22 protein-coding genes and 2 pseudogenes are annotated in these 24,652 nt (G+C 70.7%); 15 read left to right on the top strand and 9 right to left on the bottom strand.

Annotated elements, in window-relative coordinates; all coding sequences use genetic code 11:
• Positions 1–31: 31 nt before the first annotated feature.
• Both ACFYOP_RS22310 and ACFYOP_RS22305 read right to left on the bottom strand, forming a co-directional pair.
• Positions 32–524 (bottom strand): annotated as a pseudogene (locus ACFYOP_RS22310) (short-chain dehydrogenase); the annotation flags it as partial.
• Between the two features lie 43 nt (positions 525–567).
• Positions 568–2,685 carry an MMPL family transporter gene (locus ACFYOP_RS22305; protein WP_356893243.1) on the bottom strand — a complete coding sequence of 706 codons (2,118 nt, stop codon included), beginning with the start codon at positions 2,683–2,685 and terminating at the stop codon, positions 568–570.
• 78 nt (positions 2,686–2,763) lie between these two features.
• Between ACFYOP_RS22305 and ACFYOP_RS22300 the strand changes: the two genes are divergently transcribed.
• From ACFYOP_RS22300 to ACFYOP_RS22285, 4 genes and pseudogenes are all read left to right on the top strand, one after another.
• A complete protein-coding gene (locus tag ACFYOP_RS22300) occupies positions 2,764–3,252 on the top strand; it encodes a MarR family transcriptional regulator (RefSeq protein ID WP_356893245.1) in 489 nt (162 codons plus the stop codon).
• A gap of 269 nt (positions 3,253–3,521) precedes the next feature.
• Positions 3,522–4,811 (top strand): annotated as a pseudogene (locus ACFYOP_RS22295) (ATP-grasp domain-containing protein).
• 84 nt (positions 4,812–4,895) lie between these two features.
• Complete coding sequence (locus ACFYOP_RS22290) at positions 4,896–6,938, top strand: CocE/NonD family hydrolase (protein WP_356893246.1); 2,043 nt, start codon at positions 4,896–4,898, stop codon at positions 6,936–6,938.
• A 106-nt stretch (positions 6,939–7,044) separates the two neighbouring features.
• Positions 7,045–7,428 carry a DUF1330 domain-containing protein gene (locus tag ACFYOP_RS22285; RefSeq protein WP_356893248.1) on the top strand — a complete coding sequence of 128 codons (384 nt, stop codon included), beginning with the start codon at positions 7,045–7,047 and terminating at the stop codon, positions 7,426–7,428.
• A gap of 147 nt (positions 7,429–7,575) precedes the next feature.
• Here the strand turns inward: ACFYOP_RS22285 and ACFYOP_RS22280 are convergent, their stop codons facing one another.
• Positions 7,576–8,079 (bottom strand): DUF5709 domain-containing protein, encoded by a 504-nt coding sequence (locus ACFYOP_RS22280; protein ID WP_356893250.1) that lies wholly within the window; start codon positions 8,077–8,079, stop codon positions 7,576–7,578.
• Between the two features lie 389 nt (positions 8,080–8,468).
• On the opposite strand from ACFYOP_RS22280, the gene ACFYOP_RS22275 reads away from it, so the two are divergent.
• Both ACFYOP_RS22275 and ACFYOP_RS22270 read left to right on the top strand, forming a co-directional pair.
• Positions 8,469–8,693, top strand: a complete 225-nt coding sequence (locus ACFYOP_RS22275) for a hypothetical protein (RefSeq protein WP_356893252.1) — start codon at positions 8,469–8,471, stop codon at positions 8,691–8,693.
• 75 nt (positions 8,694–8,768) lie between these two features.
• Positions 8,769–9,227: a CBS domain-containing protein gene (locus ACFYOP_RS22270; protein WP_356893254.1), complete on the top strand. Its 459-nt coding sequence runs from the start codon at positions 8,769–8,771 to the stop codon at positions 9,225–9,227.
• A gap of 88 nt (positions 9,228–9,315) precedes the next feature.
• On the opposite strand, the gene ACFYOP_RS22265 is transcribed toward ACFYOP_RS22270, so the two are convergent.
• Positions 9,316–11,163, bottom strand: coding sequence for a glycoside hydrolase family 15 protein (locus ACFYOP_RS22265; RefSeq protein WP_356893256.1), 1,848 nt, complete (start codon positions 11,161–11,163; stop codon positions 9,316–9,318).
• 901 nt (positions 11,164–12,064) lie between these two features.
• Between ACFYOP_RS22265 and ACFYOP_RS22260 the strand changes: the two genes are divergently transcribed.
• The 4 genes from ACFYOP_RS22260 to ACFYOP_RS22245 all read left to right on the top strand — a co-directional run bounded on the left by ACFYOP_RS22260 (position 12,065) and on the right by ACFYOP_RS22245 (position 15,403).
• A complete protein-coding gene (locus tag ACFYOP_RS22260; protein WP_356893258.1) occupies positions 12,065–12,583 on the top strand; it encodes a toxin-antitoxin system HicB family antitoxin in 519 nt (172 codons plus the stop codon).
• Between the two features lie 93 nt (positions 12,584–12,676).
• Positions 12,677–13,525 (top strand): DUF4097 family beta strand repeat-containing protein, encoded by an 849-nt coding sequence (locus tag ACFYOP_RS22255; RefSeq protein WP_356893260.1) that lies wholly within the window; start codon positions 12,677–12,679, stop codon positions 13,523–13,525.
• Between the two features lie 79 nt (positions 13,526–13,604).
• Positions 13,605–14,615, top strand: a complete 1,011-nt coding sequence (locus tag ACFYOP_RS22250; RefSeq protein WP_388452496.1) for an ATP-binding cassette domain-containing protein — start codon at positions 13,605–13,607, stop codon at positions 14,613–14,615.
• On the top strand, positions 14,612–15,403 hold the full coding sequence (locus tag ACFYOP_RS22245; protein WP_356893264.1) for an ABC transporter permease: 792 nt from the start codon (positions 14,612–14,614) through the stop codon (positions 15,401–15,403). Before ACFYOP_RS22250 ends, ACFYOP_RS22245 begins: the two co-directional genes overlap by 4 nt.
• 109 nt (positions 15,404–15,512) lie before the next feature.
• Here ACFYOP_RS22245 and ACFYOP_RS22240 read toward each other — a convergent pair whose 3' ends face one another.
• Positions 15,513–15,908, bottom strand: coding sequence for a hypothetical protein (locus ACFYOP_RS22240; RefSeq protein WP_356893266.1), 396 nt, complete (start codon positions 15,906–15,908; stop codon positions 15,513–15,515).
• A gap of 314 nt (positions 15,909–16,222) precedes the next feature.
• Here ACFYOP_RS22240 and ACFYOP_RS22235 point away from each other — a divergent pair, with 314 nt between their 5' ends.
• The 3 genes from ACFYOP_RS22235 to ACFYOP_RS22225 all read left to right on the top strand — a co-directional run bounded on the left by ACFYOP_RS22235 (position 16,223) and on the right by ACFYOP_RS22225 (position 17,255).
• The gene (locus tag ACFYOP_RS22235; RefSeq protein ID WP_356893268.1) at positions 16,223–16,378 is read left to right on the top strand and encodes a hypothetical protein; all 156 of its coding nucleotides are present in this window, start codon (positions 16,223–16,225) and stop codon (positions 16,376–16,378) included.
• Positions 16,379–16,500: 122 nt separating this feature from the next.
• Positions 16,501–17,016, top strand: a complete 516-nt coding sequence (locus ACFYOP_RS22230) for a hypothetical protein (RefSeq protein WP_356893270.1) — start codon at positions 16,501–16,503, stop codon at positions 17,014–17,016.
• Entirely contained in the window at positions 17,013–17,255 is a 243-nt protein-coding gene (locus ACFYOP_RS22225; protein WP_356893272.1) for a hypothetical protein, read from the top strand. Before ACFYOP_RS22230 ends, ACFYOP_RS22225 begins: the two co-directional genes overlap by 4 nt.
• On the opposite strand, the gene ACFYOP_RS22220 is transcribed toward ACFYOP_RS22225, so the two are convergent.
• Together ACFYOP_RS22220 and ACFYOP_RS22215 are read right to left on the bottom strand one after the other, a co-directional pair.
• Positions 17,250–17,456, bottom strand: a complete 207-nt coding sequence (locus tag ACFYOP_RS22220) for a hypothetical protein (protein WP_356893274.1) — start codon at positions 17,454–17,456, stop codon at positions 17,250–17,252. The genes ACFYOP_RS22225 and ACFYOP_RS22220 overlap by 6 nt on opposite strands.
• 168 nt (positions 17,457–17,624) lie before the next feature.
• Positions 17,625–18,188 (bottom strand): hemerythrin domain-containing protein, encoded by a 564-nt coding sequence (locus ACFYOP_RS22215; RefSeq protein ID WP_356893276.1) that lies wholly within the window; start codon positions 18,186–18,188, stop codon positions 17,625–17,627.
• A gap of 270 nt (positions 18,189–18,458) precedes the next feature.
• Between ACFYOP_RS22215 and ACFYOP_RS22210 the strand changes: the two genes are divergently transcribed.
• Positions 18,459–20,093 (top strand): ubiquinol-cytochrome c reductase cytochrome b subunit, encoded by a 1,635-nt coding sequence (locus ACFYOP_RS22210; RefSeq protein ID WP_356893278.1) that lies wholly within the window; start codon positions 18,459–18,461, stop codon positions 20,091–20,093.
• 33 nt (positions 20,094–20,126) lie between these two features.
• Here ACFYOP_RS22210 and ACFYOP_RS22205 read toward each other — a convergent pair whose 3' ends face one another.
• Both ACFYOP_RS22205 and ctaD read right to left on the bottom strand, forming a co-directional pair.
• Entirely contained in the window at positions 20,127–20,519 is a 393-nt protein-coding gene (locus ACFYOP_RS22205) for a cytochrome c oxidase subunit 4 (RefSeq protein WP_356893280.1), read from the bottom strand.
• Positions 20,516–22,234, bottom strand: coding sequence for a cytochrome c oxidase subunit I (ctaD, locus tag ACFYOP_RS22200; protein ID WP_388452488.1), 1,719 nt, complete (start codon positions 22,232–22,234; stop codon positions 20,516–20,518). The genes ACFYOP_RS22205 and ctaD overlap by 4 nt, the downstream gene beginning before the upstream one ends.
• A gap of 594 nt (positions 22,235–22,828) precedes the next feature.
• On the opposite strand from ctaD, the gene ACFYOP_RS22195 reads away from it, so the two are divergent.
• Positions 22,829–24,619, top strand: a complete 1,791-nt coding sequence (locus ACFYOP_RS22195) for a glycoside hydrolase family 15 protein (protein ID WP_356893282.1) — start codon at positions 22,829–22,831, stop codon at positions 24,617–24,619.
• Positions 24,620–24,652 lie beyond the last annotated feature (33 nt).

The raw sequence follows: 24,652 nt of genomic DNA, 5'->3' as shown, positions 1-24,652 counted from the left end.
GCAGGCTCACGGATGCACGGTGCCGGCGCCTTCACCCGGTCGGCGGTCGGTCCGGGGCGGGGCGTGCGAGGGCCGCCCGTCCACCGGCGCCGAGCAGCCCGGTGGTCTCGAAGGACTGGGACGAGGTGAGCCGCGCGAGCTCCCACCGCGCCGGCATCGCGACCACGGGCGGCTCACGGCCCGCACGAGTCGGGTGGCGTGCAGCCAGGCGGGCATGCAGATCGCCCGCCGCCGTTCGATCGCCAAGACCAGTCGCCCGGCGACGTACGCGACCCGACACACCTTGCGGGCGGAAGGCGGCATGTGCCCGCGCAGTTCGCGCAGGACCGGATGCTCGTCGGCGTCGCGGATCATGTCCGTTCTCCGCCCAGTTGGTGTGGGCGGTGCCGACGCCCACGTGCCGGTGCGCCGGTTCCACGCGCAGCGAGGGGGCGAACGACTCCACTCCGGCCTTCGAGGCAGTGGGCGCTCATCATGGGCGCCGCGCCGATGGACGCGAGGGAGGCGGCCTGCAGCGGGTGCCCCCGGTAGGCCGGGCGGCTGCAAACCGCCCGGCCGTACATGCCACTACGCGTGCACAGCACCCTCCGCCGGCGCATGACCGGACTCACGCGTACGGGCGAGGGTGCTCGGCCACCACGCCTTCGGACCGATGTCCACCACCAGGGCGGGTACCAGGAGCGAGCGGACCACGAGGGTGTCCAGCAGGACGCCGAAGGCGACGATGAACGCGATCTGGACCAGGAACGCCAGCGGGATCACCATCAGGGCCGCGAAGGTCGCCGCCAGCACCACGCCCGCCGAGGTGATGACCCCGCCGGTCGTGGTCAGTCCCCGCAGTACGCCCCGGCGGGTGCCGTGCGTGAGCGTCTCCTCCCGCACGCGGGACATGAGGAAGATGTTGTAGTCCACGCCGAGCGCCACGAGGAACACGAACCCGTACAGCGGCACCGACGCGTCCGTGCCGCTGAAGCCGAGGAGCTTCTCGAAGACGAGCGCCGAGACGCCCAGTGTCGCCAGGAAGTTGAGCGCCACCGTGGCCACCAGCAGCACGGGGATCAGCAGCGAGCGCAGCAGCAGGACGAGGATCAGCACGATGATGCCGAGAACGACGGGGACGATGATCGCCCGGTCCCGTTCGGCGGTCCGCTGGGTGTCGTACTGCTGTGCCGTGAAGCCGCCCACCAGGGCGTCGGCGCCCGGCAGGGCGTGCACCTCGTCGCGCAGCCGCCGTACCGTCTCCTTCGCCGTGTCGCTGTCTGCGGGCGCCTCCAGGGTGGCGTCGATACGCACCCGGCCGTCCACGACGAGCGGTTCACCGGCACCCGGCCGGCCCGACGCCGAGACGGCGCCGGCCGACGCCACTCCTTCGGTGCGCTCGGCGGTGGCCGTCACCTCCGAAGCGTTGCCGGCGTCGGCGATGATGACGACCGGGTTGCCCGAGCCGCCCGGGAAGTGCTTGCCGAGCGTCTCCTGCGCGGCGACCGAAGGTGCGTCGTTGACGAAGATCTCGTCGAGGGGCACTCCCTTGGAGGACAGCGTCGTGGAGAAGGCGGCGAATGCCGTGAGGACGAGGGCGGTCGAGATCCACACACGCCGGGGCGCCCGGTCGACGAGCGCGGCGACCCGGCGCCACATGCCGTGCCCCTCCGCCGTGGCGTCCGAGGGCTTCGGGCGGGCCGGCCAGTAGGCGGCGCGGCCGAACAGGGCCAGGACGGCCGGCAGGAACGTCAGCGTGGAGAACACGGCGCACACGATGCCGATGGCTCCCACCGGCCCGAGGGCGCGGTTGTTGGTGAGGTCGCTGGCGAGCAGGGCCAGCAGTCCCAGGGCCACGGTCGCCGCACTGGCCGTCACGGCGCCGAACGAGCGGCGCACCGCTGCCAGCACGGCGGTAGCGCGGTCCTGGCCCCTCGCCAGTTCCTCGCGGAAGCGGGCGGCGAGCAGCAGCGCGTAGTCGGTGGAGGCGCCGATCACCAGGATGGAGAGGATGCCCTGCACCTGGCCGTCCACCCGGACCACGTCCCGCTCGGCGAGCGCGTACACGATCGCGCATGCCAGCCCGAGTGCGAAGACCGCGCTCAGAATGATCACGAACGGCAGCAGCACGCTCCGGTACACGAGCAGCAGGATCAGCAGCACGGCCACGAGTGCCACACCCAGCAGCAGGCCGTCGATACCGGCGAAGGCGTCCGCCAGATCGGCCTGGCTCGCCGCCGGACCGGCGATCTGCGGCACCGTCCCGGGCACGCCCCGCGCTGCCTCGCGCAGCTCGTCGAGAACAGCGGGCAGCTCCTCTCCGAGGTCAGGCTCGAGCTGGACGACGGCTTGCAGGGCCAGGCCGTCCTCGGCCAGGAGCGCGGGCGACGGCTGCCCGGCGAAGCCCGGGCGGCCGGCCAGCGCCCCCACCGTCTGCGTGGCCGCGGCCTGCTGCGCCGCGGTGACCTGTCCGCCGTCCGCCGTCCAGACGACGATCGCCGGCAGCGTTTCCGACTGGTCGAACGCCTCGCGCGCCTCGAGCACCTGGGTGGACTCGGCGCTGCGGGGCAGGAAGGCGGCCTGATCGTTGGTGGCGACCTCGCCCAGCTTGCCCGCGTACGGGCCGAGCGTTCCCCCGATGCCCAGCCAGGCGACCAGCAGAACCAGCGGCACCGCCCACCGGGCCCAGCGTGGTGCGTTCCTCATGCGCATCCCCAAAGTAGTCGTGCAGAAGTATGTCGGCTGTCGAGTATCTCAATCATCGAGAGAATATAGACTGATCAGATGCACCGCACCGAAACCCCCTCGCCGACACTTCCGGCCGAGGTCCCGATCGGGTTGCAGGAGTTCGCCGTACTGCTGCGCCGTATGAACGGCGAGTTCAACCGCATCGCCCAGGAGTTCGCCCGGGCCCAGGGCCTGCATCTCACGGACGTGCAGGCGCTGATCGCCGTTTTGGACAACGACGAGGACGCCGGCCCGATGACGCCCGGCAGGCTGCGCAAGCAGTTGAACCTCACGTCGGGCGCCATGACCGCCTGCCTCGACCGGCTGGAGAAGAACGGCCACGTCCGGCGCGTGAGGGCGGCCGACGACCGCCGTGTCGTCCACCTGCACTACGCCGAGGCGGCCAAGGGGGTGGCCAGGGACTACTTCCGGCCCCTCGCCCGCGGAACCGACGCCGCGCGGGGCCGTTTCACGGAGGAAGAGCTGCGCGTGGTGGCCCGCTTCCTCGCCGAGATGAACGGGGAACTCGCCCGCCTCCGCCGCTGACGGATCCTCGTGTGCCCGTCGCGTCAGCGGCGAGCACCGGTGTGCGCAAGGCGGTCACGTTGACGCGGTGCTTCGCGATCGTGACGGAATGCCTCGCGGGGCGGCGGGTACGCGCGAACCGAGCCCCGACGCGGCAGGGTCGTCCGGGAAGGCGGGGGGTGACAGCGCAGGGCGACCCGGCGCAACGCTGTGCGACTCGACCGGCACGAGCGGCGTCGCCGCGACCGACAGGTCCCGGACACAGGACACCACACGCCCGAGGAGAATCGGTGAGGAAGAACATCTTCGTGATCGGTCTGGACGACGCCAACCTGCGCACCCTGCTCGACGTACCAGGCGCTCACGAGTACCGCTTCCACCCGTTGTTGACCATGGAGGAGTTGCAGGTCGGCGAGGTGTCCGTGCCCGAACTGCTGGACAGGGCCCACGGCGTCCTGGACGCGTTCGAGGGCAGCATCGACGCGATCGTCGGCTACTGGGACTTCCCGGTGAGCACGCTCGTCCCCCTCCTGAGCGAGCGGTACGGCACGCGCAGCACCTCCCTGGAATCGGTCGTCAAGTGCGAGCACAAGTACTGGAGCCGCCTGGAGCAGCAGAAGGTCGTGGAGGAGCACCCCCGCTTCGGCCGGGTCGATCTGGAGGCCCACGACCCGCGCCCGCCCGAGGGCGTCCGCTTCCCGATGTGGCTCAAGCCGGCGCTCTCGTACTCGTCGGAACTGGCCTTCGGCGTGAAGAACGAGGACGAGTTCCAGACGGCGGTGGGGCAGATCCGCCAGGGGGTCGCCCGCGTCGGCCGCCCCTTCGAGTACATCCTCGACCGGCTGGACCTGCCGCCGGAGATGGACGGCGTCGGAGGCCAGGTGTGTCTGGCGGAGGAGGCGCTGTCGGGCATCCAGGTCGCCGTCGAGGGGTACGTCCACAACGGTGAGGTCACCGTCTACGGCGCTCTGGACTCCATCAACTACGTCGACAGCTCGTCCTTTCTGCGCCACCAGTACCCCTCCACGCTGCCCGAGCCCGTGCTGCGGCGCCTGCGCGACGTCTCCGAGCGCGTGATCCGCCGGATCGGGATGGACGCGGCGACGTTCAGCATCGAGTACTTCTACGATCCGCGGACCGACGCGATCAATCTGCTGGAGATCAACCCCCGGCACTCCCAGTCGCACGCCGAGCTGTTCGAGTACGTCGACGGCGTGCCCAACCACCACTGCATGGTCAGCCTCGCTCTCGGCAGGGACCCGAGCCTGCCCGACGGCGCCGGCCGCTACAAGACCGCCGCGAAGTGGTACTACCGCTGGTTCGCGGACGGCGTGGTGCACGACGTGCCCCCGGACGAGGAACTGCGGCGCATCGAACGGGAGATCCCCGGCGTGCGGATCGACATGGTGCCCGAGGAGGGGCAGCGGCTGTCGCAGCTGCACGAGCAGGACAGCTACAGCTTCTAGCTGGCCCACATCTTCACCGGAGGGGACAGCGAGGACGACCTGCGCGAGAAGTACGACCGCTGCGTGGCCGCCCTCGACCTGAGCTTCGACCGGCCGGCGCCCGGCGGCGTCTGAGCCGCGACCGCCCCGGTCCCGGTGTGCCGGACCGGCTCCGGGGCACCCGCCCAGGCGAGCGAAGACAAGGAGTGATCCCGCCGTATGCGCTACGTGAGCAACCTGCCCTGCGCGACAACGGAAGAGGAGCACGTCGCCGTCCCCATGTCCGACGGCGTCTGCCTGTCCGCCAGGATCTGGCGCCCCGTCTCCTCGGACGCGGAGCCCGTGCCGGCCGTGCTGGAGTACATCCCGTACCGCAAACGCGACCTGTCCTCCGTACGGGACTCCGTCCACCACCCCTACATCGCCGGCCACGGCTACGCCTGCGTCCGCGTCGACCTGCGCGGCACCGGCGAGTCGGAGGGCGTGCTCGCGGACGAGTACCTGGAGCAGGAGCAGCGCGACGCGGAGGAAGTCCTCGCCTGGCTGGCCGAGCAGCCCTGGTGCGACGGCAGGACCGGCATGATGGGCATCTCCTGGGGCGCGTTCGCCGCCCTCCAGGTCGCCGCACGGCAGCCGCCGAGTCTGCGGGCCGTCGTCATCGCCTCCTTCACCGACGACCGGTACGCCGACGACATGCACTACATGGGCGGCGCCATGCTGTCGGACAACCTGGCAGAGGCCGGCACCATGTTCGCCTACGCCACCTGCCCGCCGGACCCCGCCGTCGTGGGCGGGCGCTGGCGCGAGATGTGGCACGAACGGCTGGAGAACACCCGCCCGTGGGTGCTGGAGTGGCTGCGGCACCAGCGCCGCGACGGGTACTGGCAGCATGCCTCGGTCTGCGAGAACTACCAGGACGTGCGCTGCCCCGTCCTCGCCTCCAGCGGCTGGGCCGACGGCTACTCCAACGCCGTGATCCGCCTGCTGGAGAACCTGGACGTACCGCGCAGGGGTCTGATCGGCCCGTGGTCGCACAAGTACCCGCACCTCGGCGAACCGGGCCCCGCCATCGGCTATCTGCAAGAGGTGGTCGCCTGGTGGGACCACTGGCTCAAGGGCGTCGACAACGGGGTGATGGACGGGCCGATGCTGCGGACCTGGATGCAGGACAGCGTGCCGCCCTCCACCTCGTACGAGGACCGGCCCGGCCGCTGGGTGGGCGAGCCGTCCTGGCCCTCACCGCATGTGGAGCCGACCGCCCACCCCCTGAGCCGGCACCGCATCGGCAGCCCCGGTGACCCGGCGCCCGGCGGCGAGGTCCTGACCGTGCAGTCGCCCCTGTCCGTCGGGCAGTTCGCCGGCAAGTGGGCCTCGTACAACGCGCCGCCCGACCTTCCCTACGACCAGCGGGAGGAGGACGGCGGCTCGCTGGTCTTCGAGACGGACCGGCTCACCGAGCCCGTCGAGATCCTCGGCCCGCCCAGCGTCGAACTGGACCTGTCGGTCAGCGAACCGATCGCCATGGTCGCCGCCCGGCTGTCCGACGTGGCTCCCGACGGCAGCGCCACCCGCGTCACGTACGGCCTGCTCAATCTCGCCCACCGCGACGAGACGGGGATCCCGGAGCCACTGGAACCGGGCACCCGCTACCGGGCGACCGTCCACCTCAACGGCGTGGCCCAGCGCTTCCCGGCCGGACACCGCATCCGGCTGTCGCTGTCCACCTCGTACTGGCCGCTCGCCTGGCCCCCGCCCCGGCCCGTGCTGCTGAGCGTTCACGAAGGCACCAGCAGCCTGACGCTGCCGCTGCGCCGGACAGCGGAGTCCGACCACCTCTCCGAGCGACCGTTCGGCGAGCCCGAGGGCACGACGCCCCTCGCCACCACCCAGCTCACCTCCCCGGAACAGCGCTGGGAGGTCAAGCGGGACCTGGTCGGCTACGAGTCCGAGCTCGAGATCGTCAAGGACCGCGGCCTGGTGCGCTACGACGACATCGGCCTCGACGTCGGCCTGCGCGCCTACGAGAAGTACAGCGCGGTCGCCGACGACTTCACCTCGGTCGGCGGCGAGTCGTCCTGGACCATGCGGTTCCGCCGGGACGACCGGGACGGCCGGGACTGGGACGTGCGGGTGGAGACACGTACGAGGCTGACCTCCAGCGAGACGGAGTTCTTCGTCGACGCCACGCTGGACGGTTTCGAGAACGACCGGCGGGTCTTCTCCCGTACGTGGAACGAGACGCTGCCCCGCGACCATCTGTGAAGGCTCTGCGGTGGCCCGTAGCCCTCACCGCCGGCCATACCGATCGGTATGCTCGGGTGCCATGCCCTCCGCCAGAGGGCGCCGACATCTGTGAAAGGGGTGTTTCGTGGCGATCGACCCCACGGGCGCCGATCTCAAGCGCCTGCTCGCCGAGAACTCCGGCGAGCCGGTGGTAATGCTCAACCTGCTGCGCTTCGCGCCGGACGGACGCGGCCTGTACCAGCAGTACGCCCGACACCTCGAGCAGACGTTCCTGCCCCGCTACGGCGGGAAAGTGCTGTACGCCGGCTCCGGCGCCACCGCGCTGGTGGCCGAGGACGGGCAGGCGTGGGACGCCGTCATACTCGTGCGCTACCCGAGCGCGGAGGCTTTCAGCCGCATGGTGGCGGACCCCGAGTACCAGGCCGTCACCGAACTGCGGACCCGTGCGCTGACCGAGGCCGTGCTGCAGCCCACGACCCAGTGGGGTCCGGACGGGGCCGGTCTCTGATCGTTGCGGCGTTGGGTTGTTGTGCCGTTGGGGCGTTGTGCTGTTGTGCGCCGGGGCGGGCTCCCGCCCCGGCGTACGCGCGGTCGCAGGGCGGCCCTCAGAGCCTCGGGCACATGGGGGCCGGGTCTTCGGCCCGACTCGCCCGGTTCACCTGTCACTCCTGTCCAGGTCCCGTTCCCACGATTCGCTGTCGTAGTCGCGTACGACGTGCACGGCGGCCTCCTCGGCCGCCGCCGCGCCGCCGTCGATGCCCACGTCGGAGGCGAACAGCTCCCTGTCGGTGTCCGGGTGGGCGCCCTCGTCGGGTGCGACGAGCCGTCCCGCCCGCCGAGTCCCGGCCTCGGGATCGATCGGCTCGCCCTCGCCGCCGGGGAGGTCGCCGATGCCGTCCCCGTCGTCCGCCGCCGTGTCGGGCAGTTCCTGGCCCAGCCGCTCGTCGAGAGACTCGCCGTCGTGCTGCTCCGCCGCGGTCGTACCCGTCCTGTTCACCCCGAGCGGCTTCTCCGGCGGAGAGTAGCCCTCGTCGAGGATGTCGTCGTAACTGCGCTCGTCCACCGCGTCCTGCAGATCCAGTGGCGCGGCGTCCTCCTGCTCCTCGTTGCTGCCCGTCGGCTGATAGACGTCGTCGGCCATGCTGCCGTCGCTCGTCATGACTGCCTCCCTTCTCCCCGCCCCGGCCCCGCGCCGGGCCGGACTGTGCGGCCCGGGTGCGGCAGGCGTTTCGGACAGGGGCCGTACGAGACGGTGTCCACGGGCGGACGGTCGTGGGGCCGCGCACCGAGCGTGGCGCTCGAGGGCGGCTTCGTTCCTGTGGGAGACATCCGACTGGCCAACGACGGTCTCCTCCTCTCCGCGCGGAACCGCGTACCGTCGCGTCGCGAGTGCCCCTGCCGGCCGGCGCGAACCCTCCGCCGCCCGCCGCGCAGCGCACACTGCCCGCGTCCGTCCCCCGCACGGCCACGGGCTCCCGCCTCAGCCCGCCCGCGGCTCCCGTTGCCGCGTGAGTGGCTGCCGGACCCGCGAGACGGCAGGCTGGCTGTGTGGGTGGTGCGCCGATCGTCGTGCACCGGCCGTCCGCGTCGGGCGGCCGGCGGGTGAGCGTGCACCTGCACGGCCGGGACGAGATCCTGGGGACCGCCTACTCCGATCACGACCTGGTCGTCTTCCTCGAGGCGAGCGGTATCGAGGACCCGGACACGGTGATCGACGACCCGGCCTGGGTCGAGTGGCGCGGCGGCCGCGCCCACCAGTGGACCGCCGCCTGACCCACCGGGCACCGAGCTCCACCGCGAGGAGCGGACACCGCCGGCCCTCGCGGGACGAGGCGAAGGAGGACGGTTGTGCGTGCGCGGGACCTTGCCGAGGCGTATCCGTTCGTGACGACCGACGACGGCGCGATGGACGCGGCCAGGATGCTGGCCGAACGGTCGCTCCCGGCCCTGCTCGTCCTCGACGCCGACGGCCATCCCTACGCCATCGTGCCCGGTTCCCAGCTCGTGCGGCAGCTCATGCCGCACTACATCGTCGAGGATCCGCGGCTCGCGGCCGTCGTCGACGAGCGGCACGACACGGATGTCGCCGAGCGGCTGCCAGGGCTCACCGTCGCGGAATGGGCTCCCCGGAGCGCGTTCCCCCCGCCGGTCGTCGGACCTGACGCCCGCCCGATGGAGGTCGCCGCGCTGATGGCCCGCACGCGCAGCCCCCTGATCGCGGTCATCGAGCGCGACGCCGACGGAGTACGCCTGCTCGGCACGGTCACCGCCGCCCGCCTCATGGCGTACTTCATCGAAGTGAAGTGACGGGTCTCCCCGGGGGCCGGCGCCACGGCTGTCGCTTCGGCCGGCACGTGCGTACAGGTACAGGTACAGGCACAGGCACAGGTACAGGTCAGGAAAACCATGCGTGGGTGGACAGTTCGGGCCGGACCCCGCGGTGCACTCGGGCGAGTACGACCGCGCTGGACACCAGTCCGACGTGGCTGAGGGCCTGCGGGAAGTTGCCCAGGAAGGCGCCGGTGCCGGGGTCTATCTCCTCGGAGAGCAGACCGAGAGGGCTGGCGTAGGAGCAGAGCCGCTCGAAAAGCTCCGAGGCCTCCTCGACGCGGCCCTGACCGGCCAGATTGTCCACGAGCCAGAAGCTGCACAGGACGAAAGCGCCCTCGGGCTCGTCCAGTCCGTCCGGTGACAGCTGCGGAAGATAGCGGTGGAGCAGCCCGCCGCCGGCGTCGAGCCGGCTCGCCATGGCCCGGGTGGTGGCCACCATGCGGGGGTGGTCCGCGGGCACGACCCGCCGCAGCGGGAGGGCGAGCAGCGAGGCGTCGAGACCGCCGCCGGGGCCGAGGTGCTCGGTGAGCGTGCCGGTGTCCTCGTCCCAGGCTTCGCGCAGGATGTGGTCGGTCAGTCGACTCGCCTCCTTGGCCCACGCGTCAGCGTCACCGGGCAGGTCCAGGCGGTCGACGAGCCGGGCGGCCCGGTCGAGAGCCACTTGGCACATCGCGGCGGAGTAGGTGAAGGGACGGCCGGCCGTGCGCACCTCCCAGATACCGCGGTCCGGGGTCTGCCAGGCGTGACGGGCCCGCCCTGCCAGAGCGGCCAGCCGCTGCCACAAGCCGCTGTCGAGCCGGCCGCCGGTCGCCGTCCACTGGAACGCGCAGTCCAGGATCTCCCCGTACACGTCGTGCTGGATCTGCTCGGCAGCGGCGTTTCCCCAGCGCACCGGGGCCGACGCACGGTAGCCCTCCAGCTCCTCGTCGACCGTCTCGGTCTGAGGCAGCTGCCCGTCGACGTCGTAGAGAACCCGGGGCCGGTCGCTCCACCGGGCTGTGGTGAGGGCCCAGTGCAGAAAGCCACCGGCCTCCATGGGCAGCCCGATGCGCCGTAGCGCGAAGACCGCGTACGCGGCGTCTCGTATCCAGGTGTAGCGGTAGTCCCAGTTCCGGCTGCCTCCGATGCGCTCCGGCAGGGACGAGGTGGGGGCCGCGATCATGGCGCCGTTCTCGACGTAGTCCAGGAGCTTGAGGGTGATCGCCGAGCGTCGCACCAGATCGGCCTGGGGAACGTCGCGCACCACCTGCGCCGACCAGCGCCGCCACGCCTGGACGGTGTCCTGGAGCGCCGAGTCGACCCGTTCCACGGAGGTCCGCACAGGCCCGCCCCAGCTGAGCGTGAGCGCCAGCCTCTCTCCGGAGTGCAACGACAGCGTGCAGTCGCAGCCGGGCAAGGGGCGCGACGATCCCAGATGGAGGGAAACGCCCTGCTGGGGGCAGATCAGGAGCCGGCCGTCGGCCTGTCGCTCGGTGCGGACGCCGCCGCGTGGCCGGAGGAGTACGCGCAGATCGACGCTGCCGGCAAGCACGTGTACGCGCCGGGCCAGCACGTGGGCACCCGCTCGTTCGTCCTCTTCCAGGAGGGCCTCGGACCGGAGCAGGAACGCGTCGGTCACCTCGACCACGCCTGTAGGCGTCTGCAGCCGCGTGACGAGCACAGCGGTGTCGCCCACATACCGTTGGCTGCTGCTGTGCAGCCCTTCCGGGGCGACGAGGAAGCGCCCGCCGCGCCGGTTGTCCAGCAGATCGCAGAACAGCGGCGGGGAGTCGAAGCGGGGCACACACATGAAGCTGACGGCGCCGTCCCGTCCCACCAGGGCCGAACCCCGGCCGTCCCCGAGCAGACCGTGATCGGCTATCGGAAGGTACCCGTCACGTTCCACCAGACGCCTCAGCCCGTTGCTGCCCATAAGGCTCCCTTCCCGCCCACTGCCGAGTCGAGGTCCGGCCCCTCACCGCTGCCGGACCGGACGGCGCGAGCGCCGTGGAGCCGGCCGCCCCGGGGCTCTGCGTGCTGTGCGGCGAAACGCACGCATGCAGCTGCGGAGCCGAGCGGGTACCCGCATTCCGCGCCGCCAGACGCCGACGGCCGGGGGACCGCAAGTGGGCCTTGGTCGCAGGGGCCGCTGCCGCTCACTACGGCCCGTGGCGCGCCGGGGCTGAGCCTGACGCGCCTGCCCCGGGGCTTGGCTCCCAACCGGACCGGACCAAGTACGCGACCGATCGGGTGCGCCCCGCTCGGGACGCGGCGGGCTTCGGCGGCCCGTTGCAGGGAGTAACTCCGGTCAATGACGGCCGGATCGCTCCCGCCCCCGTGAGGTCTCCGGTCAGCGCAAGGTCCTTGGCCTTCCCGCGCCGGCGGCCTCAGCCCGGTGCCCGGCCCGGCGGCGGCCTCAGCCCGGTGCCCGGCCCGGAGGCCGGCCGTGTCGCGGAGGAAGGCCAGCGCGGTGAGGCGGCGTACGGCCGGCTTCTCCATGATGTGAAGCCGGATCGGGTCGGCCGGCGCCGCCGGCACCGGGAGCAGCTCGTCGCCGGCCGGCGGCAACAGGCCGGGCTCTCGGCGCCGGCCCCCGGTCCGGCCGTCCGAGGCCCGTCGCGCGCAACGTGCCCGGACGGTGGCACCAGGTGGCGCCATGTGGCACCACCTGGTGCCACGCAGTGCTATTCCACGTCCCGCCATGCCGTGATGCCATAGTGGCTCAGGCTGCCCCGTCCATGTTTCCGCAGGTCGGCCGTGTCTCATCGCGGATTCTCGCCCATGCTGCGCCATCGGCCTTGCGTATGGCGCCACTATGGTGCCATGATGGCGTCATGGACCTCACCCCGTATGTCGAGACCCTCCGCCGCGAACTCGCGGTGGCCGCCGAAGCCGGCGGCGACGAAGCCCGCGAGCTGGCCGACAGGCTCACCGCTCCCCTGGAGTCGGCGACCCGGCTGACGATGCTCGGCGTGCTCTCCGCCGCGATGGACGAGATCACCCGTGAACTCGCCCCCGGTTCGGTCGACGTACGGCTGCGCGGACTCGACCCCGACTTCGTGGTGACACTGCCGTCCGTCGGCGGCGGTGTCCCGGCGGAGCCGGCCGCGCCCGTCGAACCGCCGAGGACCTCAGCCCCGGCCGACAGCGAGGAGGGCGGCACCGCCCGCGTCAACCTGCGCCTGCCGGCCCACCTCAAGGCCCGCGCCGAGGAGGCCGCGACCCGCGAGGGCCTGTCGGTCAACGCGTGGCTGGTGCGTGCCGTGTCGGCCGCGGTCGACGGCGGCGCCCGGCCCCGTACGACGGAGAAGGCCCGGACCGTCGGTCAGAGCTTCACGGGCTGGGTGCGCTAGCCGCGCCCCGCCCGCACCACTCACCTCACTGCTTCATCCACATCACGTCCCACCAGCGGGGACGCCCTGAAGACCCAAGAGGACGGGACAGCCATGCCTTCTTTCGACACTCCCGAACCGATCTCGGCCACGGCGCATGTGGTGGCCGGCTCCATCCAGTTCACCGCCGGCGACCGCCTCGACGCCGTCGTCGAGGTACGCCCCCGCGACCCGAAGAAGGACCTTGACGTACGGGCGGCCGACCAGACCGAGGTCACCTGCGCGAACGGCACACTGACCGTCAGGACGCCCAAGCCCAATCTGCTCGGCCTCGGCCGCACCGGCACCGTCGACGTGACGGTCGAACTGCCCACGGGCTCACACGTCGACATGAGCGGCTCCTGGGCCCAGGTGCTCGGCGAGGGCCGGCTCGGCGACGTCCAGGTGAAGACCTCGTCCGGCGACGTACGCCTCGACGCGACCGGCGCCCTGAAGCTGACCGCGTCGCACGGCTCGATCACCGTGGACCGGGTCGGGGGCGCGGCCGAGATCACCACCAGCTCCGGCAGCCTGCGCGTCGGCATCGTCGACGGCCCCGCCGTCCTGAAGAACTCGCACGGCACCACGACCGTCGGTGCCGTGACCGGCGAGCTGCGGGTGAGCGGCGCGAACGGTGACATCGAGATCCGGCGCGCCGAGGACTCCGTCACCGCCACCACCGCCCACGGCACGCTGCGTGTGGGCGAAGTGGCCCGGGGGATCGTCCAGTTGGAGACCTCCTACGGTGCCATCGAGGTCGGTGTCCGCGAGGGCACGGCCGCCTGGCTCGACGTCAGCTCGGACGCCGGCCAGGTACGCAACACGCTCACCGCGTCCGGGGCGCCGGAGAAGACCGAGGACACCGTCAAGGTCCGCGCCCGGACCCGCTACGGCAACATCGACGTGCGCCGCGCCCGGGGCTGAGCCCCCGGCCCCGCGGCTCTCCCCGCCAACCCTCACCTCAGCCACCCCAGTTGCCTCACCCTTCGAATGGGAGGGCTCCATGCCTTCATCTGTCATGTCCACGTCCAGGCGAGAGGGCGGTTCGCAACCGCCCGCCGCCGTCTCCACCGTCGGCCTGCGCAAGTCGTACGGCGACAAGACCGTGCTCGACGGCATCGATCTGCGTATCCCCGCCGGTACCGTGTTCGCGCTGCTCGGCCCCAACGGCGCCGGCAAGACCACCGCCGTCAAGATCCTCTCCACCCTCATCACCGCCGACGCCGGCGAGATCCGAGTCGGCGGTCACGACCTCGCCGCCGACCCGCAGGCCGTGCGCGCCGCGATCGGCGTCACCGGCCAGTTCTCCGCCGTCGACGGCCTGATCACCGGCGAGGAGAACATGCTCCTCATGGCGGACCTGCACCACCTCTCCCGCAGCGAGGGGCGGCGCACCGCCGCCGAGTTGCTGGAGCGCTTCGACCTCACCGACGCCGCGAAGAAGCCGGCCTCCACCTACTCCGGCGGCATGAAGCGCCGCCTCGACATCGCCATGACCCTGGTCGGCAACCCGCGGATCATCTTCCTCGACGAGCCCACCACCGGCCTCGACCCCCGATCCCGTCACAACATGTGGCAGATCATCCGCGAACTCGTCTCCGACGACGGCGTCACCGTCTTCCTCACCACCCAGTACCTGGAGGAGGCCGACCAGCTCGCCGACCGCATCGCCGTGCTCAACGACGGCAGGATCGCCGCACAGGGCACCGCGGAAGAGCTGAAGCGGCTGATCCCCGGCGGCCACGTCCGGCTCCGGTTCGCCGACCCGGCCGCGTACCGGACCGCCGCCCTCGCGCTGACCGAGGTGACCCGGGACGACGAAGCGCTGGCGCTGCAGATCCCCAGCGACGGCACCCAGCGTGAGCTCCGCTCCATCATCGACTGGCTGGACGCCGCCGGCATCGAGGCGGACGAACTGACCGTGCACACGCCCGACCTCGACGACGTGTTCTTCGCCCTGACCGGCTCCGACCGGCCGAACCAGCCCAACCTGCCGACGGAGGCTGTCCGATGAGCTCCCTCTCCCTCGCCGTACGCGACTCGTCCACGATGCTCCGCCGCAACCTCCTGCACGCGCGGCGCTACCCGTCCCTCACCCTGAACCTGCTGCTCACACCGATCATGTTGCTGCTGCTCTTCGTCTACATCTTCGGCGACGTGATGAGCGCGGGCATCGGCGGCGGCAGCGCCGACCGCTCCCAGTACATCGCCTATCTGGTGCCGGGCCTCGTGCTGATGACCATCGGCAGCACCACGATCGGCACCGCGGTGTCGGTCTCCAACGACATGACCGAGGGCATCATCGCCCGCTTCCGCACGATGGCCATCCACCGCAGCTCCGTGCTCACCGGACACGTCATCGGCAGCGTGCTCCAGTCGATTCTGAGCACGGTCCTGGTGGGCGCCGTCGCCGTGGCCATCGGCTTCCGCTCCACGGACGCCACCGCCCTGGAGTGGATCGCGGCATTCGGGCTGCTGGTGCTCTTCGCCCTGGCGCTCACCTGGATCGCCGTCGGGATGGGCATGGTCAGCCCGAGCGCCGAAGCGGCCAGCAACAACGCGCTGCCGCTGATCTTCCTCCCGCTCATCTCCAGCACCTTCGTCCCGGTCGACGCGATGCCGGGCTGGTTCCAGCCGATCGCCGAGTACCAGCCGTTCACGCCGGCCATCGAAACCCTGCGCGGCCTGCTGCTCGGCAGCGAGATCGGCCACAACGGGTGGCTCGCCGTCGCCTGGTGCCTGGGCCTGACGGTGCTCGGCTGCTTCTGGTCGAAGGCGGTCTTCAACCGCGATCCGAGGTAGCCGGTACGGACCGTCTTCCGCGGCCGGTCCCGCTCATGGGCGGCGCACTCCGACACGATGTCGGCGTCCGCCGCCCTTCAGCGCGTTCCCGGCCACCCCGCCCGGGGGCTCACGACGGGTCCGCCGAGCCTCGCTTGTCCTCGACATGGACGACGTGGAGTTCGGTGCCGTCCCGATGGCGCTTGGAACGTCCGAGCAACCCGACGGCGATCTCCGACCGATCGCGAGCCTCATCAGGGCCGACGTAGGTGAGGACGTCGTTGTGGTGCCCGGTGACGACCCATCCCTCGGCGTCCTGGGGGCCGATCACCCCGACGTCACCCGCCGAAGACCCGGCGTGCGCCGGGCCGAACTGCTTCAGGATCTCGGTGGCCTGTTCTGCAAGGTCGCCGTCCGGAGCGGTCAGCACCACACACGTGCCGTGCTCGAACAGCACCCAGGACTTGCCGGGGTCGGCGAGAAGCCGCCGCCAGACGTCTGTCAGTTCGGTATTCACGGCAGGCATGATGCCGCAGGGCGCCGACACAGGCACCGGCGACCGGGGCGCGCCCACCGGCGACCGGAGGAAGCACCGCACGCCCCGGACGGAGACTCGCGTGTCCACGCGGGTTGACGCCCTGCGGGAGAGCGGCGCTATCGGAACGGGCCAGACGTTGTCAACTCCCCTTCTTCTCGGCCGGGGCAGCGCTCTACGCTGATTTCGTGACATACATGAGCTGGTCAGACGTATTGAGGAGAGGAACTGCGGACTCCGGCTTGACCTTTGCCCGGTCGCGCTGGACGCAGCCAGGGAAGTTCGTGTGGGTGGTGCCACGCCAAATGATCAGCGCTCCGACAGGGGATCAGTATCCGCTGTGCACCACGGTGTACTTCAAGGACGTCGACGACCTGGTCAAACCGTACTTCCCGAGCATGGACGGGATGACCGAGGCCGACGACTGGTACGTGGGAGTCTCCGGCCGGCCCCCGGAATAGCGGGCTCGGCGTTCCGGCAGGGGAGGCGTCGCCCGCTCGTCGGCCCGGCGCGACGCCCGTCGCGTTCGGCCGACGGCCGGCCCCCGAGCCGGACCGTCGGCGCCGTTCGGCATACTTCCCGCATGAACCGCTCCGCCCGCCGCGCCCACCTGCTGATATCCGTGGAGCTGGCCATCGGCGCCGGTGTGCTCGCCGCCTGCGGCGCCTACGTCACGGTCGGGGCCGGGGCCGCGGTCATCGCCGGTGCCGTGACCGGCCTGGGTGCCTGGGCCGGCACGCTCCTCGTCCGCCGCCGGGTCTTCGCCGACCTGGCGAGGGCCGAATCGGAGGCGGGCGCCCAGGGCTACGCCGAGGGGCTCGCCCATGCCGTGGTCATGGGTGTGGTCACGTACGAGGCGGCCGTCTTCCCGCTCACCGGCGCCGGCGGCGTCACCGCCCAGGAGCGGCTCGCGCGCCGCACCGTCGCCTACCGGATCGCCGCTGACGACGGCCTCCCGCACCAGGTGCGCACCGCGGCCGCGGCCGCCCTCGAGGCCATCGACCACGGCGAGGACCGCGAGCGCGCCCACGACGCCGTGGAGGCGCTGCACGGCGCGGTCCACAAGCTGCGGCGCGCGGAGCAGCAGGATCTGACATGACCCTCGGCCACGAACTGCGCGCCCCCGGCGGGACGCTCCACTCCACGACGGCGGCCGGCCCCGTCTACCGCCCGCACGCCCTGCGCACCGACCCGCCGAAGCCCGGCCTGCTCCACACCGGCCCGGGCGGCATCTCCATCGAGGCCGAACTCCGGAACTCCCGTCCCGGGGGACTCGCCGCCCTGCCCCGCCCGATGACCGTCGGCGGAGTGGAAGTACCGTGCCTCCGCGTCTCATGACGACGCGTCCCCTCCGCCCTCACCGCCCAGGGACAGGGTCTGACCGGACGCGCCACCGGCGTGGTCGGCGGGGTCGACAGGATTCCTCCAGTGACTGTTGCTGCCATGGGCACGCTCGCGCCGCACGTCGATGGCCCACTGGACCGCTCCGTACAGCACGACGACCGCCGCCAAACCGCCGATCACCAACCACATCTCCACGGGTGCCCCCTCGTCTCTGCCCCGGGGGCCGCGGACGCCCGCGGCCCCATGTCCTGGTTCATGGGGGCAGCGTCCCCCGCAGGTCACCGTGTTACTGCCTATTTGAGCAAGCTCAGAGGTGGCACAGAACGAGCCGCCCGCGCGGCCGCTCGGCGCCGTCCGGCCGGACTACCGGCGCTGTCCCCTTCCGCTCAGCGCGTCCCGCACGCTGTCCCACAGGCTCAGGGGCGGAGCAGTCAGCTTGTTCGCCCGGGGGGAGTCGAGGGCACGCGGACGGGGCCGGGTCGGGGTGGCCTTCCTGGCGGTGCGGACGCGGTCGCCGAGCCGCTGAAGGAGATCGGGAGGACAGAGCGCCTGCAGGCGCGGGAAGAGACGCTGTTCCTCCTCGCGGACGTGATCGGTGACGAGTGTCATGAGCGAGAGCGTGAGGGGTACGAACCGGGCGTCGTCGGGTCCGGTTTCGTCCAGCTCCCGCAGGAGCTGCTCGACCTCCGCATGGTCGGCGAGTTCCCGGTCGGCCCACTGATCACCGTCGACCACGTGATCGCGCACGGCCGGATACAAGTACTCCTTCTCGACCGTCGAATGGCGTACGAGTTCGATGGTGGCCTGCTCGACGAGTTCCTTGCGGGCGTGACTGCCGGGCGCCGCGGCACGGATCTGGTCGAACAGTCGCTGTACCGCGCGGTGGTCGGCGGTGAGTTCCTCGATGATGTCTGCCTCATGGCCCACCTTGGCCCTCCGGAGAATCCCGTCGGCCCGAACCTCGCGTCCGGGGACTGTCTGTCGGCTGCCTGCCGGGAAGCCGAAACCGGCTGTCCCGTCCGGGACCGTAGCAAGCTACCGCGCGGCCGGCAGCGGGCCGCAAAGGCCACGAGGGCGTGCCCCTGTTGGGCCTAATGCGGACCCTGTAAGGGATTGAGGACCCATAGTTCGGGTACGCACGTGCCTGCCGTGGGGTACGCCGCCGGATGGTCGCCGAGGGACGAGGGAGCGGGACGCATGCTGTTCGGGAAACGGAGGGCGAGGCTCCGGGGGCAGAGCCGCCAGGCGGCCTTCAGTTCCTATGTGGCCGTGGACCGCAGGGCGCCGCTCTCCGAACTCGGCAAGGAGCTGCTGCGCAAGGCGTTTCCTGACCACTGGTCCTTCCTGCTGGGCGAGATCGCGCTGTACAGCTTTCTGGTCCTGCTCATCACCGGCAGCTATCTCGCGCTGTTCTTCGACCCCGGGCTGACCGAAACGGTCTACACAGGCTCCTACGAGCCTTTGCAAGGGCTCCGGATGTCCGCCGCCTACGTCACGACGCTCGACATCAGTTTCGACGTCCGCGGCGGTCTGCTGATCCGGCAGATGCACCACTGGGCCGCTCTCGTCTTCGTCGCCGCCATCGCCGTTCACATGCTGCGGATCTTCTTCACGGGCGCGTTCCGCCGGCCACGCGAGATGAACTGGATGATCGGGGTGACGCTCTTCGTTCTCGCCCTCCTGGAGGGCTTCGCCGGATACTCCCTGCCGGACGACCTGCTCTCGGGCACCGGCCTTCGCACGGCGGACAGCATTGTGAAGTCCGTTCCCGTCGTGGGGACTTATCTGAGCTTCTTCATCTGGGACGGCGCCTTCCCGGGCGACGCGATCATCCGGCGCCTCTACATCCTGCACGTACTGTTCATTCCCGGCGCGATCCTCGCCCTGATCGTCGTCCACCTCTTCATGGTCGTCTACCTCAAGCACACCCAGTGGTCGGCCCCCGGCAAGACCAATCGCAACGTCATCGGCCCGCCACTGTTCCCCCACTACACCGCGAAATCGGTCGGCCTGTCGATGGCGGTCTTCGGCGTCACCGCCGTGATGGGAGCCGTCGCCCAGATCAACCCCGTCTGGAACTACGGCCCTTATCGCCCGGACCACATCTCCACCAACGTCCAGCCGGACTGGTACGTCGGTTTCCTCGAGGGCGCCCTGCGGCTGATGCCACCGCTGCAGACCACCGTGGCGGGGCACACCGTCATGTGGAACGTCTTCGTGCCGGCGATCGTGCTTCCCGGGCTGCTCTTCATGCTGCTGTACCTCTATCCGTACGTCGAGAGGTGGATCACCGGGGACCTGATGGAGCACCATCTGTGCGACCGGCCGCGGGACCGCCCGACGCGCACCGGCCTGGGAGTCGCCGCCATCGTCTTCTACGCGGTGCTGCTGGCGGCCGGCGGCAACGACGTGATCTCGCTGGTCTTCCGTGTCCCGTTGGAGGGTCTGACCTGGTTCTTCCGGGTGACGGTGATCGTGGGCCCGGTGATCGCCTTCATGGCGACCAAACGCATCTGCCTCGCCCTGCAGTCGCACGACCGCCGGCTGCTGGAGGAGGGGGAGGAGAGCGGCAAGGTCAGCCAGAGCCCCTACGGTGCGATCAGCGAGAGCCACGAGCCGCTCGACGCCGAGCGGCGCTACCGCCTGCTGGTCCGGGCCCTTCCCGAGCCCCTGACGCACCCCGGGGCCTCGGCGCCGCGCAGGCACCGGCTCCGGGCCCGGCTGAGCGCGTGGTTCTACCGCGAGCGTGTGGACATGCCCACGACTCCGGAGGAGCGCCTGCAGATCTCGGGCAAGGTCCTGGACCCCACCGCCGCCCCGGAGAAGGAATGACGACCAAGTACTCCGCAGGGCCGTCGGCGCGTTTCAGTCCTCACGTCCGGCGAATTGGAAGACCAGGCCCATGACGCCCGCGGCCGTGACCCCGAAGCCGATGAGGGACAGCCACAGCAGTCCGAACACGATGCCGGCAGCCAGCAGCGCGACACCCAGCCCGGTCACCAGGGGGTGGCTGCTGTGCGGAGGAAAGAAGTCGATGGGACCGCTGCGCTCACTCACGTGTGAATCCGGCCGGTCCTCCGGACGTTTGCCCTTCCGCCGGTAGTTGACGACACAGAAGAACGCGATCAGCGCCGACATGAGGAAGGAGACGGTGAGCGCCGCGATGCCGACCGGTTCCTGTGCGAACCAGATGTACGCCGCGTCCGTGACGAGGAAGAACAGGGCGACACCGGCGAACAGATACGCTTCCGTTTTCATCGCTTCTGATCTCCCAGCGTGTCCGGAGTGGCTTCGACGGTTCCCGTCTCGGCGGCGGGCAGTTCGTGCGCCTGTGGATGGTGCAGGTCGAAGGCGGGGGAGTCGGAACGTACGCGCGGCAGGGCGTCGAAGTTGTGGCGGGGAGGCGGGCAGGACGTGGCCCACTCCAGGGAACGCCCGAATCCCCACGGGTCGTCGACCTCGATCCTTTTGGCGTACTTGGCTGTCTTCCAGACGTTGTAGAGGAAGGGCAGCGTGGACAGCCCCAGCAGGAACGAGCCGATCGAGGAGACCGTGTTGAGGGCGGTGAATCCGTCCGCCGCCAGATAGTCGGCGTAGCGGCGCGGCATACCGCTCTCGCCCAGCCAGTGCTGTACGAGAAACGTGATCTGGAACCCCACGAACAGGGTCCAGAAGTGAATCTTGCCGAGCCGTTCGTCCAGCATCTTGCCCGTCAGTTTCGGCCACCAGAAGTAGAAGCCGCCGAACATGGCGAAGACGATGGTGCCGAACAGCACGTAGTGGAGATGGGCCACGACGAAGTAGGAATCGGTGAGGTGGAAGTCCAGGGGCGGCGAGGCGACGAGTACGCCGCTGAGTCCGCCCAGGAGGAAGGTCACCATGAAACCGATCGCCCACACCATCGGCGTCTCGAACGACAGCGAACCTTTCCACATGGTGCCGATCCAGTTGAAGAACTTGACACCCGTCGGCACGGCGATCAGGAACGACATGAACGAGAAGAACGGCAGCAGCACGGCCCCCGTGGCGAACATGTGATGCGCCCAGACGGTCGCCGACAGCATCGTGATGGCGATCGTCGCCCCCACCATGCCGACATAGCCGAAGACGGGCTTGCGGCTGAACACGGCGACGATTTCGGTGACCACACCGAAGAACGGCAGCGCGACGATGTAGACCTCGGGATGCCCGAAGAACCAGAACAGGTGCTGCCACAGGAGCGCCCCGCCGTTCGCCGGATCGTAGATGTGCGAGCCGAACTGCCGGTCCGACTCCAGTGCCAGCAGCGCGGCGGTCAGCACCGGAAAGGCCAGCAGCGCGAGGATGGAGGTGAACAGAATGTTCCAGGTGAAGATCGGCATCCGGAACATGGTCATCCCGGGCGCCCGCAGCGAGATGATCGTGGTGATGAAATTGACCGAGCCGAGCGTGGTGCTCAGGCCCGCCACGACCAGCCCCATGGTCCACAGATCACCCCCGAGACCGGGCGAATGGACGGCGTTGTTCAGTGGCGCATAGGCGAACCACCCGAAAGGGGCCGCTCCGCCGGGAAGGAGAAATCCCGACACGACCATGATCCCGCCGAACAGGAACAGCCAGTACGTCAGCGCGTTGAGGCGCGGAAAGGCCACATCCGGAGCGCCGATCTGCAACGGCATGATGGCGTTGGCGAACCCGGCGAAGGTGGGCGTCGCGAACAGCAGCATCATGATCGTGCCGTGAATAGTGAAGAACTGGTTGTACTGATGGTGGGTCAGCAGCTGCATGCCCGGCCGTGCCAGCTCCGCCCGCATCAGCATCGCCAGCAGTCCGGCGACGAGGAAGAAGGCGAACGAGGTCACCAGATACATGTTCCCGATCTTCTTGTGATCGGTTGTCGTGAAATAGGTTCTGATTCCCTCGCCGGAACGGACACGCGCGTGGGTGGACGCGTCCCGCGCCGCTTCGCGCCGCTGCTCGTCCATCTTAGACATGGACCCCTCCGAAGTGCCTTGCCGGTGGTGGGCGTCGGCCCGTCATGGCGCCTGCTGGTGTAGCCCGGTCGTGGGTCGGCAAACATGCGAAGCGCTCGCGTTGAGCATCGCAAGGCCCGCGGTGATCGAAACGGAGCATCCGTAGGCTTGCCCGTTGTTACGGAGGGACGCTCGAATCCCGTGTGCCAGGGCCATCTCGTATGTCACATCCGCTGTTCATGGTGGCCGCGCTTCCGAGCGGCCTCGTGCGTCGTCGCGCCGGCACGACCGGAGAGCCTGTCCGGGCGAGAACGCGTGCCCGTGACGCGATTCCCGGGGACGGTGAGGAACGGCTTCGTGGCGTCGACAGCAGGAGGCTATAGGCCGCGCCGGGCATGAGCAGGAGACTCGCCTGACGGACAGCAGAAACGCGCGACGGTTCCTTCCACAGCGGTATCCGCGCATGCCGTGCGTCCTGTTTCCGCTGTGGCGCGGTGCGGCCCGCCGGCTCTTTGAGGTATGACGGTTCGGAGATATGACGGAATGGTGCCGCGGCTCGCGGCTACGAGGGGTGCGACGAGTCAGGCACTGGCCGGACGGCGAAAGGGCGACAGGGTGGCGCGGACGAGGACCGACCCGCAGGAGCTCCCGGCGCCGGACAGCGCGCCGGAGCCACTGCGGCACTACGCGCTCCTGGCCGACGGCGAGCGGGGCGTCCTCGTCGGCCCCCACGGCGAGTACACCTGGATGTGCGCCCCCCGGTGGGACTCCGACGCGGTCTTCTCGACCCTGGTCGGCGGCCCCGGAACGTATGTGGTGACGCCGTCGTGCCGCAGTGTCTGGGGCGGCTACTACGAGGAAGGATCACTCATCTGGCGCAGCCGCTGGGTCACCGACTCCGGCATCGTGGAGTGCCACGAAGCACTGGCCTTCCCCGGCGATCCGCACCGCGCGGTCATCCTCAGGCGGGTCGTCGCCCGCGAGAACGTCGCCCGGGTCTCCGTCGCCCTGGAGCCGTGCGCGGGATTCGGCCGCCATCCGATGCAGGACCTTTCCCGCGACGAGTGCGGCGTGTGGACCGGACGGTCCGGCGATGTGTGGCTGCGCTGGTCGGGCTGCCCCGACGCCCGGCCGGTCGGGGCGGGGGACCGGCGGCTCGCCACGGAGCTGAAGGTGGAGCCCGGCGCCCACCACGACATGGTGCTCGAGATCAGCGACCGGCCGTTGTCCGCTCCGCTTCCCGAGCCGGACATCGCGTGGGAGACCACCCGGGCGGCGTGGCACCGGGACGTGCCCGGCCTGGAGAACACGATCGCCCGCCGTGACGCACGTCAGTCCTGCGCGGTCCTGCGGGGGCTCACGGGAGCGGCCGGGGGAATGGTCGCGGCCACGACCACGAGCCTGCCGGAGCGGGCGGCGGAGGGCCGCAACTACGACTACCGCTACGTGTGGATCCGGGACCAGTGCATCGCCGGCCAGGCCGCGGCAGCCGCCGGCGCCCACGGCCTCCTGGACGACGCGGTGCGTTTCGTCACGGGCCGGCTGCACGAGGACGGGCCCGGTCTCGCACCCGCGTACACGGTCGACGCGCGCCCGGTCCCGGACCAGCGGCAGATCGACCTGCCCGGCTACCCGGGCGGCTTCGACCGGGTGGGGAACCATGTCAGCGCACAGTTCCAGCTCGACGCCTTCGGCGAAGCGCTCCTGCTGCTGGCCGCGGCGGCCCGCCATCACCGGCTCGATGCCGGGGGATGGCGAGCGGCGGGCATCGCCGCCGACGCGATCGCCCGGCGCCGGCGGGAACCCGACGCGGGCATGTGGGAGCTGGCTCCCCGCCGCTGGACCCACAGCCGCCTCATCTGCGCCGCGGGCCTGCGGGCCATCGCCACGGCCGGCTCCCCGCACCGCCGGACGGCCGATTGGCTGTCACTGGCCGACAGGATCGTCACCGACACCGCGGCGGAGTCGTTGCACCCGTCGGGACGCTGGCAGCGCTCGCCCGAGGACCCCGCCGTGGACGGGTCGCTGCTGCTGCCCGCCGTCCGGGGGGCCCTGCCGGCCGACGACCCGCGGAGCGTCGCCACATTGCGCTCCTACGTCGCGGAGCTGACGGACGATCACTTCGCCTACCGCTTCCGCCAGGACCGCCGCCCACTGCACGAGGCCGAGGGCGCGTTTCTCCTCTGCGGGTTCGCCACCGCACTGGCGGAGCACCAGCAGGGCCGCGAGGTGTCCGCGTACCGCTGGTTCGAGCGGAACCGGGCCGCCTGCGGACCGCCCGGACTGTTCTCGGAGGAGTACGACATCGCGCAACGCCAGATGCGCGGCAATCTTCCCCAGGCGTTCGTCCACGCCATGATGCTCGAATGCTCGGTGCGGCTCGCCACGCCGTGGCAGCAGCCGTGACACCACGGCCCCCGCCGCTTCCGATCTCAGCGA

Origin of the sequence: Streptomyces sp. NPDC006294, from assembly GCF_042870895.1 — a bacterium.
Lineage (GTDB): Bacteria > Actinomycetota > Actinomycetes > Streptomycetales > Streptomycetaceae > Streptomyces.
This window is presented reverse-complemented; position numbering and strand designations above follow the sequence as displayed.